Annotated in this window: 20 protein-coding genes; 18 read left to right on the top strand and 2 right to left on the bottom strand. The window is 35.9% G+C overall.

Annotated elements, in window-relative coordinates; translation table 11 throughout:
* Positions 1 to 143 precede the first annotated feature (143 nt).
* Positions 144 to 332, bottom strand: coding sequence for a 50S ribosomal protein L28 (gene rpmB / locus KQI76_RS05440; protein ID WP_216399305.1), 189 nt, complete (start codon positions 330 to 332; stop codon positions 144 to 146).
* A gap of 329 nt (positions 333 to 661) precedes the next feature.
* Between rpmB and KQI76_RS05435 the strand changes: the two genes are divergently transcribed.
* The 9 genes from KQI76_RS05435 (at position 662) to rnc (ending at position 10,160) form a co-directional block, all read left to right on the top strand.
* Positions 662 to 1,024 (top strand): Asp23/Gls24 family envelope stress response protein, encoded by a 363-nt coding sequence (locus tag KQI76_RS05435; protein WP_216399304.1) that lies wholly within the window; start codon positions 662 to 664, stop codon positions 1,022 to 1,024.
* 64 nt (positions 1,025 to 1,088) lie between these two features.
* Positions 1,089 to 2,753: a DAK2 domain-containing protein gene (locus KQI76_RS05430; RefSeq protein ID WP_216399303.1), complete on the top strand. Its 1,665-nt coding sequence runs from the start codon at positions 1,089 to 1,091 to the stop codon at positions 2,751 to 2,753.
* Between the two features lie 484 nt (positions 2,754 to 3,237).
* Entirely contained in the window at positions 3,238 to 5,274 is a 2,037-nt protein-coding gene (gene recG, locus KQI76_RS05425) for an ATP-dependent DNA helicase RecG (protein ID WP_216399302.1), read from the top strand.
* A 167-nt stretch (positions 5,275 to 5,441) separates the two neighbouring features.
* Positions 5,442 to 6,020: a transcription factor FapR gene (gene fapR / locus KQI76_RS05420; RefSeq protein WP_216399301.1), complete on the top strand. Its 579-nt coding sequence runs from the start codon at positions 5,442 to 5,444 to the stop codon at positions 6,018 to 6,020.
* Complete coding sequence (gene plsX / locus KQI76_RS05415) at positions 6,021 to 7,016, top strand: phosphate acyltransferase PlsX (RefSeq protein WP_216399300.1); 996 nt, start codon at positions 6,021 to 6,023, stop codon at positions 7,014 to 7,016. It begins immediately after the preceding gene.
* Position 7,017: 1 nt separating this feature from the next.
* Positions 7,018 to 7,953: an ACP S-malonyltransferase gene (gene fabD, locus KQI76_RS05410; RefSeq protein ID WP_216399299.1), complete on the top strand. Its 936-nt coding sequence runs from the start codon at positions 7,018 to 7,020 to the stop codon at positions 7,951 to 7,953.
* Positions 7,904 to 8,692: a 3-oxoacyl-[acyl-carrier-protein] reductase gene (fabG, locus tag KQI76_RS05405; RefSeq protein WP_216399298.1), complete on the top strand. Its 789-nt coding sequence runs from the start codon at positions 7,904 to 7,906 to the stop codon at positions 8,690 to 8,692. Before fabD ends, fabG begins: the two co-directional genes overlap by 50 nt.
* 33 nt (positions 8,693 to 8,725) lie before the next feature.
* Entirely contained in the window at positions 8,726 to 8,959 is a 234-nt protein-coding gene (locus KQI76_RS05400; RefSeq protein ID WP_216399297.1) for an acyl carrier protein, read from the top strand.
* A 511-nt stretch (positions 8,960 to 9,470) separates the two neighbouring features.
* Complete coding sequence (gene rnc / locus KQI76_RS05395) at positions 9,471 to 10,160, top strand: ribonuclease III (RefSeq protein ID WP_216399296.1); 690 nt, start codon at positions 9,471 to 9,473, stop codon at positions 10,158 to 10,160.
* 55 nt (positions 10,161 to 10,215) lie between these two features.
* Here rnc and KQI76_RS05390 read toward each other — a convergent pair whose 3' ends face one another.
* Positions 10,216 to 10,437 (bottom strand): DUF1128 domain-containing protein, encoded by a 222-nt coding sequence (locus KQI76_RS05390; protein ID WP_216399295.1) that lies wholly within the window; start codon positions 10,435 to 10,437, stop codon positions 10,216 to 10,218.
* Between the two features lie 111 nt (positions 10,438 to 10,548).
* On the opposite strand from KQI76_RS05390, the gene smc reads away from it, so the two are divergent.
* From smc to rplS, 9 genes are all read left to right on the top strand, one after another.
* The gene (gene smc / locus KQI76_RS05385) at positions 10,549 to 14,118 is read left to right on the top strand and encodes a chromosome segregation protein SMC (protein ID WP_216399294.1); all 3,570 of its coding nucleotides are present in this window, start codon (positions 10,549 to 10,551) and stop codon (positions 14,116 to 14,118) included.
* Positions 14,119 to 14,134: 16 nt separating this feature from the next.
* Positions 14,135 to 15,115, top strand: a complete 981-nt coding sequence (gene ftsY / locus KQI76_RS05380; protein ID WP_216399293.1) for a signal recognition particle-docking protein FtsY — start codon at positions 14,135 to 14,137, stop codon at positions 15,113 to 15,115.
* A 195-nt stretch (positions 15,116 to 15,310) separates the two neighbouring features.
* Complete coding sequence (locus tag KQI76_RS05375) at positions 15,311 to 15,637, top strand: putative DNA-binding protein (RefSeq protein ID WP_216399292.1); 327 nt, start codon at positions 15,311 to 15,313, stop codon at positions 15,635 to 15,637.
* 13 nt (positions 15,638 to 15,650) lie between these two features.
* Positions 15,651 to 17,003: a signal recognition particle protein gene (gene ffh / locus KQI76_RS05370; RefSeq protein ID WP_216399291.1), complete on the top strand. Its 1,353-nt coding sequence runs from the start codon at positions 15,651 to 15,653 to the stop codon at positions 17,001 to 17,003.
* 80 nt (positions 17,004 to 17,083) lie between these two features.
* Positions 17,084 to 17,356: a 30S ribosomal protein S16 gene (rpsP, locus tag KQI76_RS05365; protein ID WP_216399290.1), complete on the top strand. Its 273-nt coding sequence runs from the start codon at positions 17,084 to 17,086 to the stop codon at positions 17,354 to 17,356.
* 14 nt (positions 17,357 to 17,370) lie between these two features.
* On the top strand, positions 17,371 to 17,598 hold the full coding sequence (locus KQI76_RS05360; protein ID WP_216399289.1) for a KH domain-containing protein: 228 nt from the start codon (positions 17,371 to 17,373) through the stop codon (positions 17,596 to 17,598).
* Positions 17,599 to 17,678: 80 nt separating this feature from the next.
* A complete protein-coding gene (gene rimM, locus KQI76_RS05355; protein ID WP_216399288.1) occupies positions 17,679 to 18,194 on the top strand; it encodes a ribosome maturation factor RimM in 516 nt (171 codons plus the stop codon).
* Positions 18,194 to 18,919 carry a tRNA (guanosine(37)-N1)-methyltransferase TrmD gene (gene trmD / locus KQI76_RS05350; protein WP_216399287.1) on the top strand — a complete coding sequence of 242 codons (726 nt, stop codon included), beginning with the start codon at positions 18,194 to 18,196 and terminating at the stop codon, positions 18,917 to 18,919. The genes rimM and trmD overlap by 1 nt, the downstream gene beginning before the upstream one ends.
* Before the next feature lie 138 nt (positions 18,920 to 19,057).
* Positions 19,058 to 19,405 carry a 50S ribosomal protein L19 gene (gene rplS, locus KQI76_RS05345; protein WP_216399286.1) on the top strand — a complete coding sequence of 116 codons (348 nt, stop codon included), beginning with the start codon at positions 19,058 to 19,060 and terminating at the stop codon, positions 19,403 to 19,405.
* Positions 19,406 to 19,690: the final 285 nt, after the last annotated feature.

The raw sequence follows: 19,690 nt of genomic DNA, 5'->3' as shown, positions 1-19,690 counted from the left end.
AAAGCACCTTGGACAATAAGGTGCTTTTTGTTCTAAAAAAATATGGACAAGTCACACTTAACTAATAATTATTGTAGATAAACCATACGAAAAAACTCGTAATCGCTATATAAAGTGAATACGAGTTTTCCTAACAATATAAATTATACACGTTCGACTTTTCCAGATTTCAGAGCACGCGCTGAAACATAAACACGTTTTGGTTTACCGTCTACTAAAATACGCACGCGTTGCACATTTGCTTTCCATTTACGTTTATTTGCATTTAAGGCGTGTGAACGTTTATTTCCTACACCCGTTTTACGTCCAGTAACAACACATTTACGACTCATATTAATCCCTCCCAAATACAGCTATCTCATTTCATACTTATATAATTTATCACAATTAATAAAGAAATGCAATTGATAATTTCACCTTTAACGGTTGTTAGGTTCGTATGATTTAAAGATAATCAAGGATTATAACTTGACAGTAAATGTTTTTTCCGCCATTGTAATAGTGTAAAACAGCAATCAAAAGTTATGGAAAATAAGGTTAATTTACTAAAATCCTTTTATAATTACGAAAAGTATTGTAAAATGTTTAGAGATTATTAATGTTTATTAAATTTTGATATCTAGTAATAATAAGTTGTAACTAACCAAGGAGGTTAAATAATATGTCTATTGAGTTAACGACTAAAGATGGTCGTGTAACGATTACAAACGAGGTTATTTCTACTGTTGCAGGTGGTGCTGCTATTGAGTGCTATGGCATTATCGGAATGGCTTCTAAGAATCAACTTAAAGACGGCATTGCTGAAATATTAAGAAAAGAAAATTTCTCTAAAGGTGTTGTGGTACGTCAAGAAGATGATAAAATCTCTATTGATATGTATATCATCGTAAGTTATGGAACAAAAATTTCTGAAATCGCAAATAATGTGCAGTCTCAAGTTAAATATACGTTAGATAAAACATTAGGCTTAGCAATTGATGCAGTAAATATTTATATTCAAGGTGTACGTGTTCAAGCGGAATAAATAATTTTTCAAAAAAATCGATCAATCGTTAGATTTTGCTTGAGTGACAAGGGAGGAAGTTGTTGTGGTATTAACGAAAATAGAAGGTGCAAAACTTGCCGAGATGGTGTTGGTAGGTGCAAGTCACCTTTCTAATAATGCAGATATGATAGATGCATTAAATGTGTTTCCCGTACCAGATGGTGATACGGGAACGAATATGAATTTATCAATGACATCTGGAGCAAATGAAGTTAAAAAAATTATTAACGGAAATGTTTCAGAAGTGGCGAATGCTTTTGCAAAAGGGCTGCTTATGGGAGCTAGAGGAAACTCAGGGGTTATTTTGTCTCAATTATTTCGTGGCTTTGCAAAAGGTGTGACTGATTTAGATGAATTAACAACAGTAACAATGGCGAAAGGTCTACAAAATGGAGTGAAAACAGCTTATAAAGCTGTGATTAAACCTGTAGAAGGTACGATTTTAACAGTTGCTAAAGATACGGCTAATGAAGCTGAAAAGGTTGCTGAGGAAACGGATGATCTCATTGAATTTATGGAACAGGTAACAAAAGCAGCTAAAGTATCATTAGAGCGTACACCAGAATTACTACCTGTTTTAAAAGAAGTTGGCGTTGTCGATAGTGGTGGGCAGGGCTTGGTGATTATTTACGAAGCATTTTTAGCCTCGTTAAAAGGTGAACCTTTACCAGAAGTTAATTTGGATCTAGTCTCAATGGAAGATATGGTAAGTGCAGAACATCATAAATCAAATCAAGACTTTATGAATACTGAAGATATTGAGTTTGGCTATTGTACAGAATTCATGGTTAAATTTGAACAAGATAAATTGGCGAAGAATCCATATGATGAAGAAGCTTTTCGAGAAGAATTAGGAGCATTAGGTGATTCCTTACTAGTTGTCTCAGATGATGATTTTGTTCGTGTTCATGTCCATGTTGAATATCCTGGTGAAGCAATGAACTTAGCCCAACGGTTTGGTAGCTTTGTCCAGTTAAAAGTAGAAAATATGCGTGAGCAGCATAGTGAAATTGTTGGTCGAAAAGAAGCTGCTGATTCAAAGAAACCGAAAGCAGAATATGGTATTGTGTCCGTTGCCGTGGGATCTGGAATAGAAGAATTACTTACAAGTCTGGGAGCAACAGTTGTAATGGCTGGTGGACAAACGATGAACCCAAGCACTCAGGACATTACAGAAGCGATCAAAGAGGCGCATGCTGAAAAAGTCATTATTTTACCGAACAACAAAAATATTATTATGGCTGCCGAACAAGCAGCAGAACTAAGTGATGATGAAGTTATCGTTATCCCTACAAAGACAATCCCTCAAGGAATGAGTGCGCTTTTAGCTTATAATCCTGACTTGAGCCTGGATGAGAATAAAGCGAATATGTCTGAGGCTTGTCAGCATGTTAAGACAGGTCAAATTACTTATGCTGTTAGAGATACACAAATTGATGGCTTAGCAATAGAAAATGGGAACTTCATGGGGCTTCTTGATGGGAAAATTAAAGCGACTGATCCAGATAAGTTTATGGCAACTAAAAAGCTGTTGTCTGAACTGATTGATCAAGACGATGAAATTATTACAATTCTTCAAGGTGAAGATGTGACTGATCAAGAAGTAAATGAGCTGGCAGAGTATATTGAACAAGAATTTGAAGAGGTAGAAGTAGAAATTCATAAAGGGAATCAACCAATTTATGCTTATATTTTCTCTGTCGAATAAATAGACAAGTCAAATGTTATTTTTTATATATTATGAGAGTGTTTCGAAACATGATTCGAAGCACTTTTTATTTTGTTCTGTTATTATCAATGGGATTATGGCGGAAATCCATGTATAATTATAGTGATTCAAAATAAAGTTGATTTTTTTCGAATGTAATTGTCAGTAAGCCTCCTATTTCAATATTTTTAAGGTAACTAAAGATTGTAAGTGGGAGATCAACTGATACTAAAGGCCTGATTGGTTCAAGGGCCATTAGGTCATTCCCTTGTGGTAGTAGAAATCAGTGGGGGATGAAGAAAAACCCATTGAATGAAACTTCACTTTATTAGTAGAAGCAACCAAGCTGAAATGGGTTGTTAATCTAAACAAATTAGAATGCATTGTGATTACCACATCTTTAAAACGAACGTATAAGATCAATTAAGATTGGTGTAGAGATCACTGATATCATTTAGAAAGTGTTTTAGGAGGTATAAGGTAAATGCAAAGGAGATTAGTAAGTGACCTAACAGGTGTTGGACCAGCACTAACTGAGAAACTTGCTGAATTAGACATACATAGTGTTGAGGATTTAATCACTACTTTCCCCTCTCGATATGACAATTTCGAGGTCTTGCCATTATCTGAACTCGTTCATGAACAAAAAGCAACTATAGAAGGAATCGTCTTGAGTGAACCAGTTGTTACATATTATGGATACAAAAAATCCCGCTTGACTGTTTCACTGCAAGTAGGAGAAGTGGTTGTCAAAGGAATTATATTTAATCGGGCTTTTGCCAAATCACACTTAAAAGTCAATCAAAACGTAATTGTCACTGGTAAATGGGATCAACATCGACAGCAAATAACAATCAGTCATTATCGTACAGGTGAAAAGGACCAAACAGCAGAGATAGAACCTGTTTATTTGTTAAGACAAATAATTACCCAAAAACAATTTAAAAAAATTATTAAACAAGCATTAGAAAAATACAGTCATGAAATTGTTGAAATATTACCGGAAAAATATTTAACTGAATATAAGTTATTTAATCGTCACTTTGCGATTGAACAAATACACTTTCCTAAAGATGTAAATCACTTGAAACAAGCAAAACGAAGACTCATTTATGATGAATTATTAATTTTTCAGTTAAAAATGCAAGTTATACGGAAGTATAATCGCGAACGTACGCTAGGAAATACAAAGATTTATGATCAAAAGAAAGTAGAACAATTCATCGAACAATTACAATTTCAATTAACAGCAGCTCAAGGAAAAGCCTTAAATGAAATTCTGAGTGATCTTAAATCGCCCTATCGAATGCATCGTTTATTGCAGGGGGATGTTGGGTCAGGTAAAACGATTGTAGCAGCTATTGCATTATATAGCTCGGTATTAGCGGGTTATCAAGGAGCTATCATGGTACCGACTGAAATATTGGCGGAGCAACATTATCGATCTCTGTCAAATTTATTTGCTGGTATAGTAAATGTTGAATTATTAACGGGTTCGATCAAAGGTAAACAACGATCGGAGCGATTGACTGCGATCCGGGAAGGGAAGATTCATATTATTGTAGGGACACATGCCCTAATTCAAGATGAAGTTAACTTTCTTAATCTAGGTTTAGTTATTGTTGATGAGCAACATCGATTCGGAGTAAAGCAACGAAAGGTGTTACGTGAAAAGGGGATTGATCCAGATATATTATTTATGACAGCAACCCCTATCCCTAGAACCTTGGCGATTACGAGTTATGGAGACATGGATATGTCGATCATTGATCAAATGCCACAAGGAAGAAAAGAAATTGAAACATTTTGGGTGAAAGAATCTATGTTCCCGCGTATTATTACATTTATAGAAAAGGAGATCAAAAAGGGTGGACAAGCTTATATAGTCACTCCATTGATTGAAGAATCAGATAAAATTGATATTCAAAATGCAGTTGATCTATACCAACATTTATCAAACACATTTTCTGGCTCGATTCGAACCGGTTTATTGCATGGTCGCTTAACTAATATCGAAAAAGAACAAGTCATGCAAGAGTTTGCAGACAATAAAATAAATGTTTTAATTTCTACAACTGTTATTGAAGTTGGAGTTAACGTTCCAAATGCAACCATCATGGTTGTTTATGATGCTGAACGTTTTGGTTTATCCCAATTACACCAACTGAGAGGACGCGTAGGTAGGGGTGAAAGACAAAGTTATTGTATTTTAATTGCCGATCCCAAAGGTGAAATAGGTAAAGAACGAATGCGTGTTATGACTGAAACAACAAACGGCTTCGAATTAGCTGAACACGATTTAAAGCTAAGAGGACCTGGGGAGTTTTTTGGTAGCAAGCAGAGTGGTTTACCAGAATTTAAGCTGGCAGACCCTATTCATGATTATCGTACATTAGAAACAGCCAGAAAAGATGCAGTAGATATTATTTTGCATAATCTATTGGAAAATGATTCTGAATATAATCAACTAAACCAATATATGAAAGACCTTTTATCCGAATACACGGATGGCTTTGATTAAAAAAAGGTTGCAAAATAATAAATTCTCCGCTATATTACTATTAGTACCTAGTCATAAGATTAAAAAATCAAGGCTATTTGTGGTTTGCTTGTCAAAATTAAAGGACTATGAAATGCTATATCTGATGAATGAGAGGAAGCATTGAACAATATACAGGTGGTGTAAAGATGAGATTACCTAAACGACTCAGACAAGAACGTCTTAAATTAAAAATAGAAGAGACACCATTTATTACAGACGAAGAGTTAGCAAAAGCCTTTTCTGTTAGTATTCAAACCATTCGTCTAGATCGAATGGAGTTAGCCATTCCAGAATTAAGAGAACGGATTAAGTCTGTTGCAAAGGATCAATGGAATGAAACGGTAAAAGCATTACCACTTGATGATGTGATTGGTGAAATTATTGATCTTGAATTAGACCACCGTGCAATCTCCATTCTAGATATTAGAAAGGAACATGTATTTACCCGAAATGATATCGCTCGGGGACATCATTTATTTGCTCAGGCAAATTCACTTGCTGTTGCAGTGATTGATGATGATCTTGCACTAACAGAAAAAGCAGAAATTAAGTTTTTACGTCAAGTGAAACAAGGTGAGCGTGTTATTGCTAAGGCACATGTTGAAACACTAGAAAAACATCGACGATCACGTGTGTTTGTCGAAAGTTTTGTTGATCAAGAACTCGTTTTTTCAGGACACTTTACGATGTATCGTTCGAAGGAAAATGACAGAGGAGTTGAATGAATGAAAATTGTTATTGATGCAATGGGTGGCGATAATGCTCCTCAATCCGTAGTAGAAGGGGCGATGTTAGCAATTAAATCAATTGCCAACCTTGAGATAACCTTAGTAGGAGATCAAGATAAAATTAAGCCATTCCTAACAAATGAGGAAGGGATTTCTATTCTACATACAACAGAAGTTATTACTGGTGATGATGAGCCTGTAAAAGCAGTTCGAAAAAAAAGAAATGCCTCACTTGTTTTAATGGCGAATGAAGTAAAAGAAGGTCGGGCAGATGCTTGTTTGTCAGCAGGAAATACAGGTGCCTTAATGAGTGCAGGTCTCTTCCAGGTAGGTCGTATCAAAGGAATTGAACGCCCTGCATTAAGCCCAACTTTACCGACACTTGACGGCAAAGGATTTGTCTTTTTAGATGTTGGAGCGAATGTTGATGCTAAACCGAAACAGTTACTCCAATATGGAATAATGGGTTCAATATATAGTGAAAAGGTAAGAGGAATTAACAAACCACGTGTTGGTTTATTAAATGTTGGAACCGAAGAAGGAAAAGGGAACGAACTAGCAAAACAAGCTTATGATTTGTTAAAAGCTGCTCCAATTCATTTTATCGGAAATGTTGAATCACGAGATATTTTATCAGGGGTTGCTGATGTAGTTGTTACTGACGGTTTTAGTGGGAATGTTGCTTTGAAAACGATTGAAGGAACAGCCGAAATGATGTTTAGTCTTTTAAAAGATACTTTCATGTCATCATTAAAAACGAAATTAGCAGCGGGTATATTAAAAAAAGATTTAAAACAATTAAAAAACAAACTCGATTATGCTGAGTACGGGGGTGCCGGGTTATTTGGCTTAGCAGCACCTGTCATTAAAGCGCATGGATCATCTAATGGTCGGGCTATTTTTAGTGCGATTCAACAAACTAGTTATATGGTTGAAAATGAAGTAACTAAGATTATAGAGAATACAATTCATGAGATGAACAAGGAGGACTAGCATGAAAAAAGTAGGATTTATTTTTCCAGGCCAAGGTTCTCAACGGGTAGGTATGGGACAATCTTTTATTGATTCAAATTCCAACAACCAGCAATTATTTCAACAAGCAGATGATTTACTAGGCTTTTCATTATCTGAAATTATGCTAGAAGGTCCTGAGGAGAAATTGACAAAAACGTCATATGCTCAACCTGCTTTGTTGTTAGTCAGTACGCTAATTTATCGTGAATTATTAGACGCGGGTATCCGTCCGACAGTATTAGCTGGTCACAGTTTGGGTGAATATAGTGCACTAGTTGCCGCTGGAGTGCTCTCCTTTGAAGAAGCACTTATTCTTGTTCATCAACGTGGCAAACTGATGGAAGAAGCTTATCCTGATGGTGATGGCGGTATGGCCGCAGTACTTGGATTAGATCAAGCAACGATTGAATCCAAACTTAGTACATTGTCAGAGCTTGTTGATATAGCTAATTTAAATTGTCCGGGTCAAATAGTTATTTCAGGCGAGAAATCGGGGATAGAACAAGCTATAAACTCACTTAAAGAGGCTGGCGCAAAGCGTGTTATTCCACTTAATGTTAGTGGTCCTTTTCATTCGAGATTAATGAAACCAGCAGCAGAGAGATTCGAACAAATTTTAGAAAACCTAGAGTTTTCTGAAGCTTCGACTGCTATTTATTCAAATGTAACAGCTGAAAAGACGACAAATGCGGCCCAATTAAAGGAGCTCTTGGTCAAACAACTTTATTCACCAGTTAAATTTCATGAAATTATTGAACAATTATTAAATGATGATTTAGATGCTCTTGTAGAAGTAGGTAGTGGTAAAGTATTAACTGGTCTTGTTAAAAAAGTCTCCCGCCGAGCAACTGTTTTTTCAGTACAAGATGATTCATCACTTCAAACTTTTATCGATTGGTATCAAGGAGGCGAATAAATTGACGAGTAAGGTTGCATTAGTGACCGGTGCTTCTAGAGGTATTGGTCGTGCTATCGCATTAGAATTAGCGAATAAGGGTTATATGATTGCTATTAACTATTCAGGTAATCAAGCGAAAGCGGAGGAAGTAGCTGAAGAAATTAAGAAACGTGGCCAACAGGCAATTGTAATTAAAGCTGATGTTTCTAATGAGACAGAAGTTAAAGAAATGGTTAGCAAGGTTATCAAAGAGTGGGGATCATTAGATGTACTCGTTAATAATGCTGGGATTACGAAAGACAATTTGTTAATGCGAATGAAGGAAGAAGAATTTGATCAAGTGATCGATACAAATTTAAAAGGTGTTTTCTTTTGTATGAAGGCTGTCTCTAGACAGATGATGAAGCAAAGATCAGGAAAAATAATTAATATTTCATCTGTAGTTGGTTTGACTGGTAACCCAGGTCAAATAAATTATGTAGCGGCTAAATCAGCTGTTATTGGCATGACAAAGACAGCTGCCAAGGAGTTAGCTTCGCGAAATATTTTAGTTAATGCGGTCGCACCAGGTTTTATCGAAACAGAGATGACTGACCAATTAGACGAGTCACTAAAAGAGGAAATGTTTAAGTTAATTCCACTTGAAAGACTTGGTCAGGTTGAGGATGTAGCAAAGGCTGTTGCCTTTTTGGCCTCTGATGATGCTAATTATATCACTGGTCAAACCTTAAGTGTTAATGGTGGTATGGTTATGTAAGTTTATACATAGGATTTGAAGGAGGTGAAAGAAATGGCAGATACATTTGAAAGAGTAAAACAAATCGTGGTTGATCGTCTTGATGTTGAAGAAGATAAAGTAACGATGGACGCTTCTTTCCAAAACGATTTGGAAGCAGACTCATTAGATGTTGTTGAGCTTGTTATGGAACTAGAAGATGAGTTCGATATGGAAATTGCTGATGAGGAAGCTGAAAAAATTGAAACAGTAGGCGATGCTGTTAAATACATAGACAGCCAAGCTTAAACAGATATTAGAAAAATGCACTTTCACTTATTTTCTTTAGTGAAAGTGCTTGTTTTTCATAGAAAGATTAGAAGATATCACATTGTCAAGTTGTAGCTAATTATTTTAAGGTAGCATCGTCTAGCTTAATCTTCTGATGACTAGTATCATCTTAAGTTTATCAACAGCATTTTCTCTCGTCACTTTTTTTCTTTATCGTGTTAGAAGTTCACCAATTTATTTGTTGATGAATGGGTATTTTGATTGTCTGGATCAAATAGTTGATAAAAAGCAAGTAGATCAACAGTCATATAAAAGATTCCCTTTTGTTTTTGTTTAAATAATTGATAATTTTTGCATTTTCGCTTAAAAAAGGCTAATATAATAAAGTAAATCTTCACTCAGTGTAGGTTTTCCCCATCTTTCACTGACTGTTCCCCCTCATTTATAAGCCGGTGATTTCCATTGTATAATTGAAATGGTCATACAGTCAGTTAATCTGCGCTAAAGAAAAAAGGAGGTGTTAAATGTAATGGATTTTAAGCTCTTACAAGATGAACTTGGGATTGTATTTAAAAATCAAAAAATACTTACTCAAGCTTTTACCCACTCCTCATATGTGAATGAACATAGAAATCGAATGCATCATGATAACGAACGTTTAGAATTTCTAGGCGACGCAGTTCTTGAATTGGGAATCTCCCAATACTTATATCGTATTTATCCAAATAAACCGGAGGGAGAATTGACCAAGCTTCGAGCAGCTATTGTGTGTGAACCAGCTCTAGTTAAATTTGCCCTAAGTTTAAATTTTGATCGTTATGTCTTACTAGGTAAAGGTGAAGAACGTACTGGCGGGAGGAAACGGCCAGCATTATTAGCAGATGTCTTTGAAGCTTTTATTGGTGCGCTGTACTTAGACCAGGGGTTTGAAGATGTTATCAACTTTCTCCGTAAACATATCTATCCAAAAGTAAGGGAAGGTGCCTTCTCACACGCATTAGATTATAAAAGCCAACTTCAAGAACTTATTCAACAAAACAAACATGCTGAGATAAACTATGAGATTGTTGCTGAAAATGGCCCTGCGCATGATCGGGAGTTTATTGCTCATGTTAAAATAAATAAAGAAATAGTTGGTATCGGACATGGTCGGACAAAGAAAGAATCCGAGCAACGTGCCGCTAAAGAGGCATTAGATAAACAACAGAATTCTATTTAGTTGAACGTTGGCTAGTTTTTATGAAATCGATCGTAAAAGCTAGCCAACGGTTATCTTATTTACGAATACTGGCTAATTCTTCAATAAAAGCCTGTGTTTCAGAAATACTTAACGAATCTTTATTTTTGATATGTTCGTATAACCACTTTAAATCCTGGTATTTGTCGATATTATAATCCGCGGGATCAAGCAATGCCATGTTTACGACATCTAACTTTCTTCCGATCTCGTTTAAAATATATGACAAATTCTCTTCAGATGCAGTAGATAAGTCCATTATTCCCCTCCTCAGCAATCTAGCCTTCTAACATGACTCTCTTTATGATAAAATAAATGAGTTGAAATATAAAGAGATGATTGTCATTTTTTAATGGAATAGGTGAAAAATATGTTTTTAAAAAGATTAGAGTCTGTTGGATTCAAATCATTCGCTGAACCCATTTCGGTTGACTTTGTCCCTGGGGTAACAGCAGTTGTCGGCCCAAATGGGAGTGGAAAAAGTAATGTAACCGATGCGATCCGTTGGGTGTTAGGTGAACAATCCGTTAAATCATTACGCGGTTCAAAAATGGAAGATATCATTTTTCAAGGAAGTGATACTAGAAAGCCGTTAAATGTAGCAGAGGTTACACTCATTTTGGATAATCAAGATCGAACCTTACCAATCGATTATCAAGAAGTAAGTGTCACGCGACGTGTCTATCGATCTGGTGAAAGTGAATTTTATCTAAATAAACAGTCTTGCCGCCTAAAAGACATCATTGATTTATTTCTAGACTCTGGTTTAGGGCGAGAAGCATTCTCAATAATTGGCCAAGGGAAAATTGAAGAAATATTAAGTTCGAAAGCAGAAGAACGAAGAACAATTTTTGAAGAGGCAGCCGGTGTATTAAAGTATAAAAATAGAAAGAAAAAGGCAGAATATAAACTCGCTGAAACACAAGAGAATTTAAATCGAGTTGAAGATATTATTTTTGAAATTGAAGGGCAATTAGAACCATTAAAGCAACAGTCATCAAAAGCAAAAGAATACCTAACTCAAAGAGGTCAACTAAAGGAAGCTGAAATTACTTTATTACGAACCGAAATTGAAACCCTACATAATGAGTGGCAGGAATATTTAACGAAAATTGATCATTTAAAAGAGGATGAACATCAAATTACGGTTGACCTGCAAGTCAAAGCCGCTCAAGTAGAAAAAGAACAGCATCGAATTGAACAACTTGATCAAATAGTCGAAGAATATCAGCAAAAGTTATTGACCTTAACTGAGTCTTTTGAAAAGTTAACAGGACAAAAAAATGTGATTTTAGAACGGGCAAAGCATACAACAGAAAACAAGGAAAAGTTAACCCTCCAATTATCAGATTTGACTGAACAAGTTAAGGAAACCGAAGAACAATACAACGAAGAAAATAAAAAGTTAGTCCAGATTAAAGAAACTAGAAAAAGTACATCTGATGAATTAAATAAATTACAACAACACTTAAGCCTTGATCAAGGTGAATTAGACGATCAAATTGAATCCTATAAGGCTGATTATATTGAAAAACTTAATCAACAGGCAACAAGAAAACATGCATTAAAGACAATTGATCAACAACTTAACCGCATGACAAACCAAAAAGAAGTAGATTTATCTAAACAATCGACTCATAACAATGAATATAAGCAACTACAACAACAGAAACAGAAGCTAGTTAAGAAAGATCAAGAGATAAAAGTTGAAATCGATCAATTGAACGAAGAAATTAACAACAAAACGATGAGATATAATCAAGAGAAAGAAATATTATTTGATATGCAATCAAAGCTTGAACAAGGAATCCGGCAAATTGATCGATTGCAATCCAGAAAAGAAATGTTAGATGAAATGAAAGAGGACTTTCAAGGTTTTTATTCTGGAGTAAAAGCAGTGTTGAAGGCTAGGGAGCAAGGAAGGATCAATTCTATTCACGGGGCTGTTATCGAATTAATTGAGATACCAGAACGCTATTTAATTGCATTAGAAACAGCTTTAGCAAATCAGGCGCAACAGATCGTTGTTGCTGATGAAAAAGCAGGACGTGAAGCGATCGACTATTTAAAACAACAAAACAAAGGTCGGGCAACCTTTCTTCCATTAAACGTTATTAAGGCAAAAATAATACCTAATCATTATCAAGCAAAACTAAAAACACATCCTGGCTTTATTGCTATAGCCAGTGAAATACCTAAAACAGATGCACCATACCAAATTGTCGTTGATTATTTACTGGGTAATACGATTATTGCACAGACTTTGAAAGATGCAAACGAGATAGCTAGGCTTATTGATCGTCGTTATCGAGTAGTGACTCTAGAAGGTGATATTGTTAATCCAGGGGGATCAATGACTGGCGGTGCACGAAAAGCTACGAACCAATCATTGTTTACAAGAGATAAGGAGTTACAAACCTTATCTGACAAGATTGTAGAATTCCAACAACGCACAGATGTGTTCAAACAAAAGATTGAAGAAAAGTCAACTTTAGTTAAACAATACGATGAAGAATTAGCGAAGTTAAGTGAGAAGAGGGAAACTGCTAAGATTCACTTACAACAAAACGATGGAGCTCTGAACTCTAATCAAATTCAACTTTCGCACTATGAAAAGGAATTGAAAATTGCCCAGCAAGATCAAGCACAAAGGGTAGCTGAATATCGTCGGTTAGAAGCAGAAAAACAGGAAAATGAGGCAAGTCTATCAGAATTAAAACGAGAAATCGAACAAATAAATAAACGTGTTGAGCAATTAACTAAAGAAAAGGAAGACTTTGAAAAGAACAAAGCAAAGTTACAATCAGAAATTCAAGCACTAGAAATTAAAGAAGCGGAAGAAAAAAAGGAACTCTCTTACCAAACTGAAAAGGTCAACAGTTTAGAAGGAAAACTAATTAACTTAAGAACAACCATTAAACAAGTTGAAGTGGAGATAGCTGAGATCGTTCAAATTGAAGCAGGTATCGAGCATATCTCAGATATCGATCAAAAAATTGCAATAAATGAAGATGAAAAACATACTGTTACAGAGACAATCCAAAATAAAAGAAAAGAACGAATGATGTTAACGAAAACTCTTTCAGATTGTGAAGCAAAACATCGCCTATTACAGGATGAAAGACAAGCGTTAATAACTGAAAGGCAAGCAATAGAAGTTAAAGCAAATCGTTTAGATGTAGAATTAGAAAATCGATTAATTCAGTTACAAGAAGAGTATGAGTTGAGTTTTGAGAAGGCGAAAGAATGCTATGAAAAAACCGATGATCTACAATTATTACGTAAAAAGGTTAAACTAATTAAGCGCACAATCGAAGAATTAGGTACAGTTAATTTAGGCGCGATTGATGAATATGACCGAATTGCAGAACGCTATCAATTTTTAACGACACAGCAAATTGATTTACAAGAGGCAAAAACAACACTTTACGCAGTTATTAATGAAATGGATCAGGAAATGGAACAACGTTTTGATGAAACTTTTTCGCAAATCAAAAATGAATTTACTGATGTTTTCCGGCAATTATTTGGTGGTGGGCATGCAGAGTTAACCTTAACTGACCCTAGTTCATTACTTACTACTGGTGTTGAAATAAAAGCACAGCCACCAGGGAAAAAGGCACAACAGCTGGCTCTTTTATCAGGTGGCGAACGGGCCCTAACTGCAATTGCGCTCTTATTTGCTATCCTTCGTGTTAGACCCGTTCCATTTTGTGTGCTAGATGAGGTTGAAGCAGCTTTAGATGAAGCAAATGTTGAGCGTTTTAGCCATTACTTAAAAACTTATAGTAAAGAAACGCAATTCATTGTTATTACACATCGTAAAGGAACGATGGAGGGAGCGGATGTTCTGTATGGTGTAACTATGCAGGAATCAGGTGTATCACGATTTGTCTCTGTTAAACTTGAAGAAACCGATCAATTATTAGAAACAAAGTAAAGAAAGGGTATGTGAAATGAGCTTTTTTAAAAATTTAAAAGATAAGTTTACCTCTTCGAATGAAGCGGAGGAAGTGTCAGATAAATATAAATCCGGATTAGAAAAAACGAGGCAATCCTTTTCAACAAAGTTAAATGATTTAATCGCTCGTTATCGGAAAGTCGACGAGGACTTTTTTGAAGAACTTGAGGAAATATTAATTTCGGCTGATGTTGGAGTTAATACTGTAATGGATTTAGTTGAAGAACTTGAAATGGAAGTTAAACGAAGAAATATTAAAGAAACGAATGAACTAAAAGAGGTTATTTCCGAAAAGTTAGTCACCATTTATACAGAAGGAGATACATCTACATCTGCTTTAAATATTAAAGCAAATGATTTATCAGTTATCCTATTCGTCGGGGTTAACGGCGTTGGAAAAACAACGACGATTGGGAAACTAGCATACCAGCTTAAGCAAGAAGGGAAAAAGGTTCTATTAGTTGCTGGCGATACATTTCGAGCAGGTGCAATTGAACAATTAGATGTCTGGGGTGAACGAACAGGTTGTGATGTGATTAAGCAGAGTGCTGGAAGTGACCCAGCTGCCGTCATCTATGATGGTATTCAAGCTGCAAAATCAAGGGGTGCAGATGTTCTATTATGTGATACCGCAGGTCGTTTACAGAATAAAGTTAATTTAATGAATGAGTTAAGTAAGGTAAAACGTGTGATTGAGCGGGAAATTCCTGATGCCCCACATGAGGTCTTACTCGTATTGGATGCAACAACTGGCCAAAATGCCCTAAGTCAAGCGAAAGAGTTCTCTCAAGCGACGAATGTATCTGGTATTGTTTTAACAAAACTTGATGGAACAGCTAAAGGGGGCATTGTCTTGGCTATTCGAAAAGAATTGAATATTCCAGTGAAGCTTGTTGGGTTAGGAGAGCAAATGACTGATTTAGAAGTATTTGACCCGAATGCCTTCGTCTATGGCTTATTTTCAGAGATGATGTAAAATAAGTATTTTTAAAAATAAGGTAAATCGTGATCCGGTGGAAATGCTTTGATCAGTTGAGTAAATGGTGGATAGGACCCAAATTTTTGATAGCCTAACTTACCCGTGGTTTCACTTTGTTAAACTTGACAAAAAGGTCCCTGTTCGATTACTATGCTAAATGTAAAGGTTCTTTACTTAACAAGGGGTGCTGATATGTTAGAAAAAACAACGCAGATTAATTTTTTATTTGATTTTTATCAAGCATTATTAACACCGAAACAGCGTGATTATATGGAGCTCTACTATTTGGAGGATCATTCCTTAGGGGAAATTTCAGAAGCCTATAAAGTCTCAAGGCAAGCAGTTTATGACAATATCCGCCGAACGGAATCCATGCTTAAAAACTATGAAGAAAAGCTAAAATTATATGATAAATTTGTTAAACGGCAAACGGTTTTAGAACAATTATCAGAAGCCGCGCTTCACAACGAACAAGATAAAATATTTGAGTTGATAAAAATATTAAGAGAATTAGATTAGGAGGATCTCCTCTATGGCATTTGAAGGTTTAGCTGACCGTCTACAAAGTACCATAAAAAAAATGACGGGTAAAGGAAAAGTTAGTGAACAAGACGTTAAAGTAATGGCTCGTGAAGTTCGCTTGGCATTACTTGAGGCAGATGTTAACTTTAAAGTAGTTAAAGACTTTGTTGCACGCATAAAAGAACGTGCTGTTGGTTCAGAGGTGATGGAAAGTTTAACACCTGGTCAACAAGTAATCAAGATTGTTAAGGAAGAATTAACCGCTTTAATGGGTGGCGAACAAAGTAAAATTGCTGTCGCAGAGCGTCCGCCAACTGTAATTATGATGGTTGGTTTACAAGGGGCGGGAAAAACAACGACAACAGGTAAGTTAGCAAATTTATTACGGAAAAAGCATAACCGGAAACCTTTGCTTGTTGCAGCTGATATCTACCGACCAGCCGCAATTAATCAATTGCAAACAGTAGGTAAGCAATTAGATATTCCTGTTTTTGAAAAAGGGACAGAAGTAAGCCCTGTTGAAATTGCAAAAGAAGCGGTTGAATATGCGAAAGAAGAACACTATGATTATGTCATCATCGATACGGCAGGTCGTTTACATGTAGATGATGAATTAATGGATGAATTAAATCAAATAAAAGAAAGTGTTGCTCCAGATGAAATATTTTTAGTTGTAGATGCTATGACAGGGCAGGATGCAGTTAATGTTGCTGAGAATTTCGACAAGCAATTGAACCTATCGGGAGTTGTCTTAACTAAATTAGATGGTGATACACGTGGTGGGGCTGCCTTATCAATTAAGGCAGTTACGAATAAACCGATTAAATTTATTGGTGTGGGCGAGAAATTAGATGAGTTAGAGCCATTTCATCCAGAGCGAATGGCATCCCGTATTCTTGGAATGGGTGATGTTTTAACACTAATTGAAAAAGCCCAAGATAATTTCGATCAAAAGAAAGCGAAGGAATTGGAAGAAAAGGTACGCTCCGCAAGCTTTGATTTTGATGATTTCCTTGAACAAATGGAACAAGTAAAAAGTATGGGGCCTTTAGATGAACTGCTAGGGATGATACCTGGAGCTAATAAAATGAAGGGCCTTAAAAATGTTCAAGTAGATGAAAAACAATTGGTTCACGTTGAGGCTATTGTTAAATCGATGACAAAGGCAGAACGAAAGGATCCAAGTTTAATGAATTCAAGCCGCAAGAAACGTATTGCGAAAGGATCGGGGCGCCCTATCTCTGAAGTTAATCGTCTTTTAAAACAATTTAATGAAATGAAGAAAATGATGAAACAGTTTTCCGGTATGCAGGGTGGCAAAAAAGGAAAACGTAAAAAAGGTTTCAATTTTCCACTGATGTAATGTAAAAACACTTTACAGTCTAAAGATAATCTGATACAATCTTATCTTGTGAGAAACATTATTTAATGGAGGTGCTAAACATGGCAGTGAAAATTCGTTTAAAACGTATGGGATCTAAACGTAACCCATTCTATCGTATAGTCGTTGCAGATTCACGTTCACCACGTGACGGACGTATTATTGAACAAATTGGCACATACAATCCGGTAGTTGATCCGGTTGAAGTGAAATTGGATGAAGAAAAAGCATTAAGCTGGATGGCAAATGGTGCAAAACCAAGCGATACAGTACGAAACTTATTCTCTAACGAAGGCATCATGAAAAAGTTCCACGACCAGAAAAATCAAAAGTAAGGTAGCGTGATAACATGAAAGCCTTAATAACAACAATTGTTAAACCATTGGTAGATCACCCTGAAGCTGTCGAAGTTACAGAAAAAGAGGAAACAAATAAGATTGTTTATCATTTAACTGTACATCCTAATGATGTAGGTAAAGTGATTGGTAAAAATGGGAGAATTGCAAAGTCAATTCGAACTGTTGTTTATGCGGTTGGATCAGAGACAAAAAAACGTATTTATCTTGATATCATGTAAAACAGGGGAAGATCATCTTTCCCTGTTTTCTGTCTATAAACAATCAATAATTTTAAATGTATTTATAAGTAGGTGATGAAATGACACAATTTTTTAATGTAGGCAAAATTGTGAATACACATGGCATTAAGGGAGAAGTTAAAGTCGTGCGTATTACCGATTTTGAACAACGTTTCAAACAAGGGAATCAGCTATACCTATTTCTAAAAGATCAGAAAGAACCAATTGTAGTAAAGATTCAGAGCCATAGAAAACATAAACAATTTGATATGTTATTATTTGAAGGGCTAACTTCAATAAACGATGTTGAACACTTTAAAGAAGGAATTCTAAAAGTCTCCGAAGCTGATCTACATCCATTAGAAGAAGGAAGCTACTATTACCATGAAATTATTGGCTGTGAAGTTCGGACGACTACAGGTGAATCGCTAGGTTCTATATCAGAGATACTAGCACCAGGCGCCAATGATGTTTGGGTAGTTAAAAGGAAAAATGACAAGGATTTGTTAATCCCATATATTGAACCAATTGTTAAGCAAGTAAATGTTAAGGATAAATATGTCGTGATCGAACCGATGGAAGGGCTGTTATCTTAATGAAAATTGATATTCTGACCTTATTTCCAGAAATGTTTGTTGGTGTCATGGAATCATCAATTATGAAAAATGCTCAAAAGAGTGGAGCTATGCAATATCAGACAATTGATTTTAGAGATTATGCAGCTAATAAGCACCATAAAGTGGATGACTATCCATATGGCGGTGGCGCGGGCATGGTGTTAATGCCACAACCGATATTTTCTGCTGTAGAAGCAATCAAAGAAAACCCAGGAGGGTCACCTCGGATTATACTTATGTGTCCGCAAGGTGAACGTTTTAATCAAAAGAAGGCAGAAGAACTAGCGAAGGAAGACCATCTTATCTTTATTTGTGGCCATTATGAAGGGTATGACGAACGGATCCGAGAATATTTAGTTACTGATGAAATTTCAATTGGTGATTTTGTTTTAACTGGTGGGGAAATAGGGGCGATGGCTGTTATTGATAGTGTTGTTCGTTTATTACCTGAAGTATTAGGCAATCAAGAATCAGCTATTGAAGACTCCTTTTCAACAGGATTATTAGAACACCCTCATTATACTCGACCAGCTAATTTTAATGGCTATCAAGTACCTGAAATATTACGGTCTGGCCATCATGAGAAAATTACAGAATGGCGTAGAAGAAAGTCCTTAGAAAGAACCAAGCAGCGTCGTCCCGATCTGTTAAAAGATTACCCATTGACAACCGAGGAACAAGAATGGTTGGATGAAATTGAATAATCTCTAAATATCTCTTGAAAGTCTTTACTATATATGATATATTTACTGTCGGGCAAAACTGAAAGCTTTTGCTATAAAACGATGTTCCGCTGACATATTTAATGGTCATGAGCATTAGTTAAGAAGGAGTGTATACAAATGCAACAATTACTTGCAGACATTACAAAAGATCAACTTCGTACAGATCGACCTGATTTTCGTGCAGGTGATACGGTAAAGGTTCACGTGAAAGTTGTAGAAGGTACTCGTGAACGTATCCAAATTTTCGAAGGTGTTGTTATTAAGCGCCAAAACGGTGGAATTAGTGAAACATTCACTGTGCGAAAAATTTCTTACGGTGTTGGAGTAGAACGTACTTTCCCAGTACATTCTCCACGAGTAGATAAGATTGAAGTTACTCGCCGTGGTCGTGTACGTCGTGCTAAGCTATATTACTTACGTGATCGTCGTGGTAAAGCAGCGCGTATTAAAGAAATTAGAAAATAAACACAGAAAAATTTCCTTGGAAATTTGCGAAAAGCCCTTGTATATCAAGGGCTTTTTTCTTTTTGGCTCTATGTCAAATGGTGTTGGTCAGAGATTCTAATGAGTCGAAATTAAATAAGTGACATTTCTTACGAAATAGAAATGAATACCCGCAGGTGAAATACGTTCCCTTTCCACGGGCACGCCTTCAGCTAACTTAGTCAAGCACAGTTCGCTTGACTAGGTGGATCTTCAGGTCGTGCTGTTCCCGTAGGAGTCTCGCGTATTTCACCCGCTAATTTTATA

The sequence above is a fragment of the Amphibacillus sp. MSJ-3 genome, from assembly GCF_018919165.1.
Lineage (GTDB): Bacteria > Bacillota > Bacilli > Bacillales > Amphibacillaceae > Amphibacillus.
Note: the sequence above shows the minus strand (reverse complement) of the source record. Positions and strands in the feature narration are given on the sequence as shown.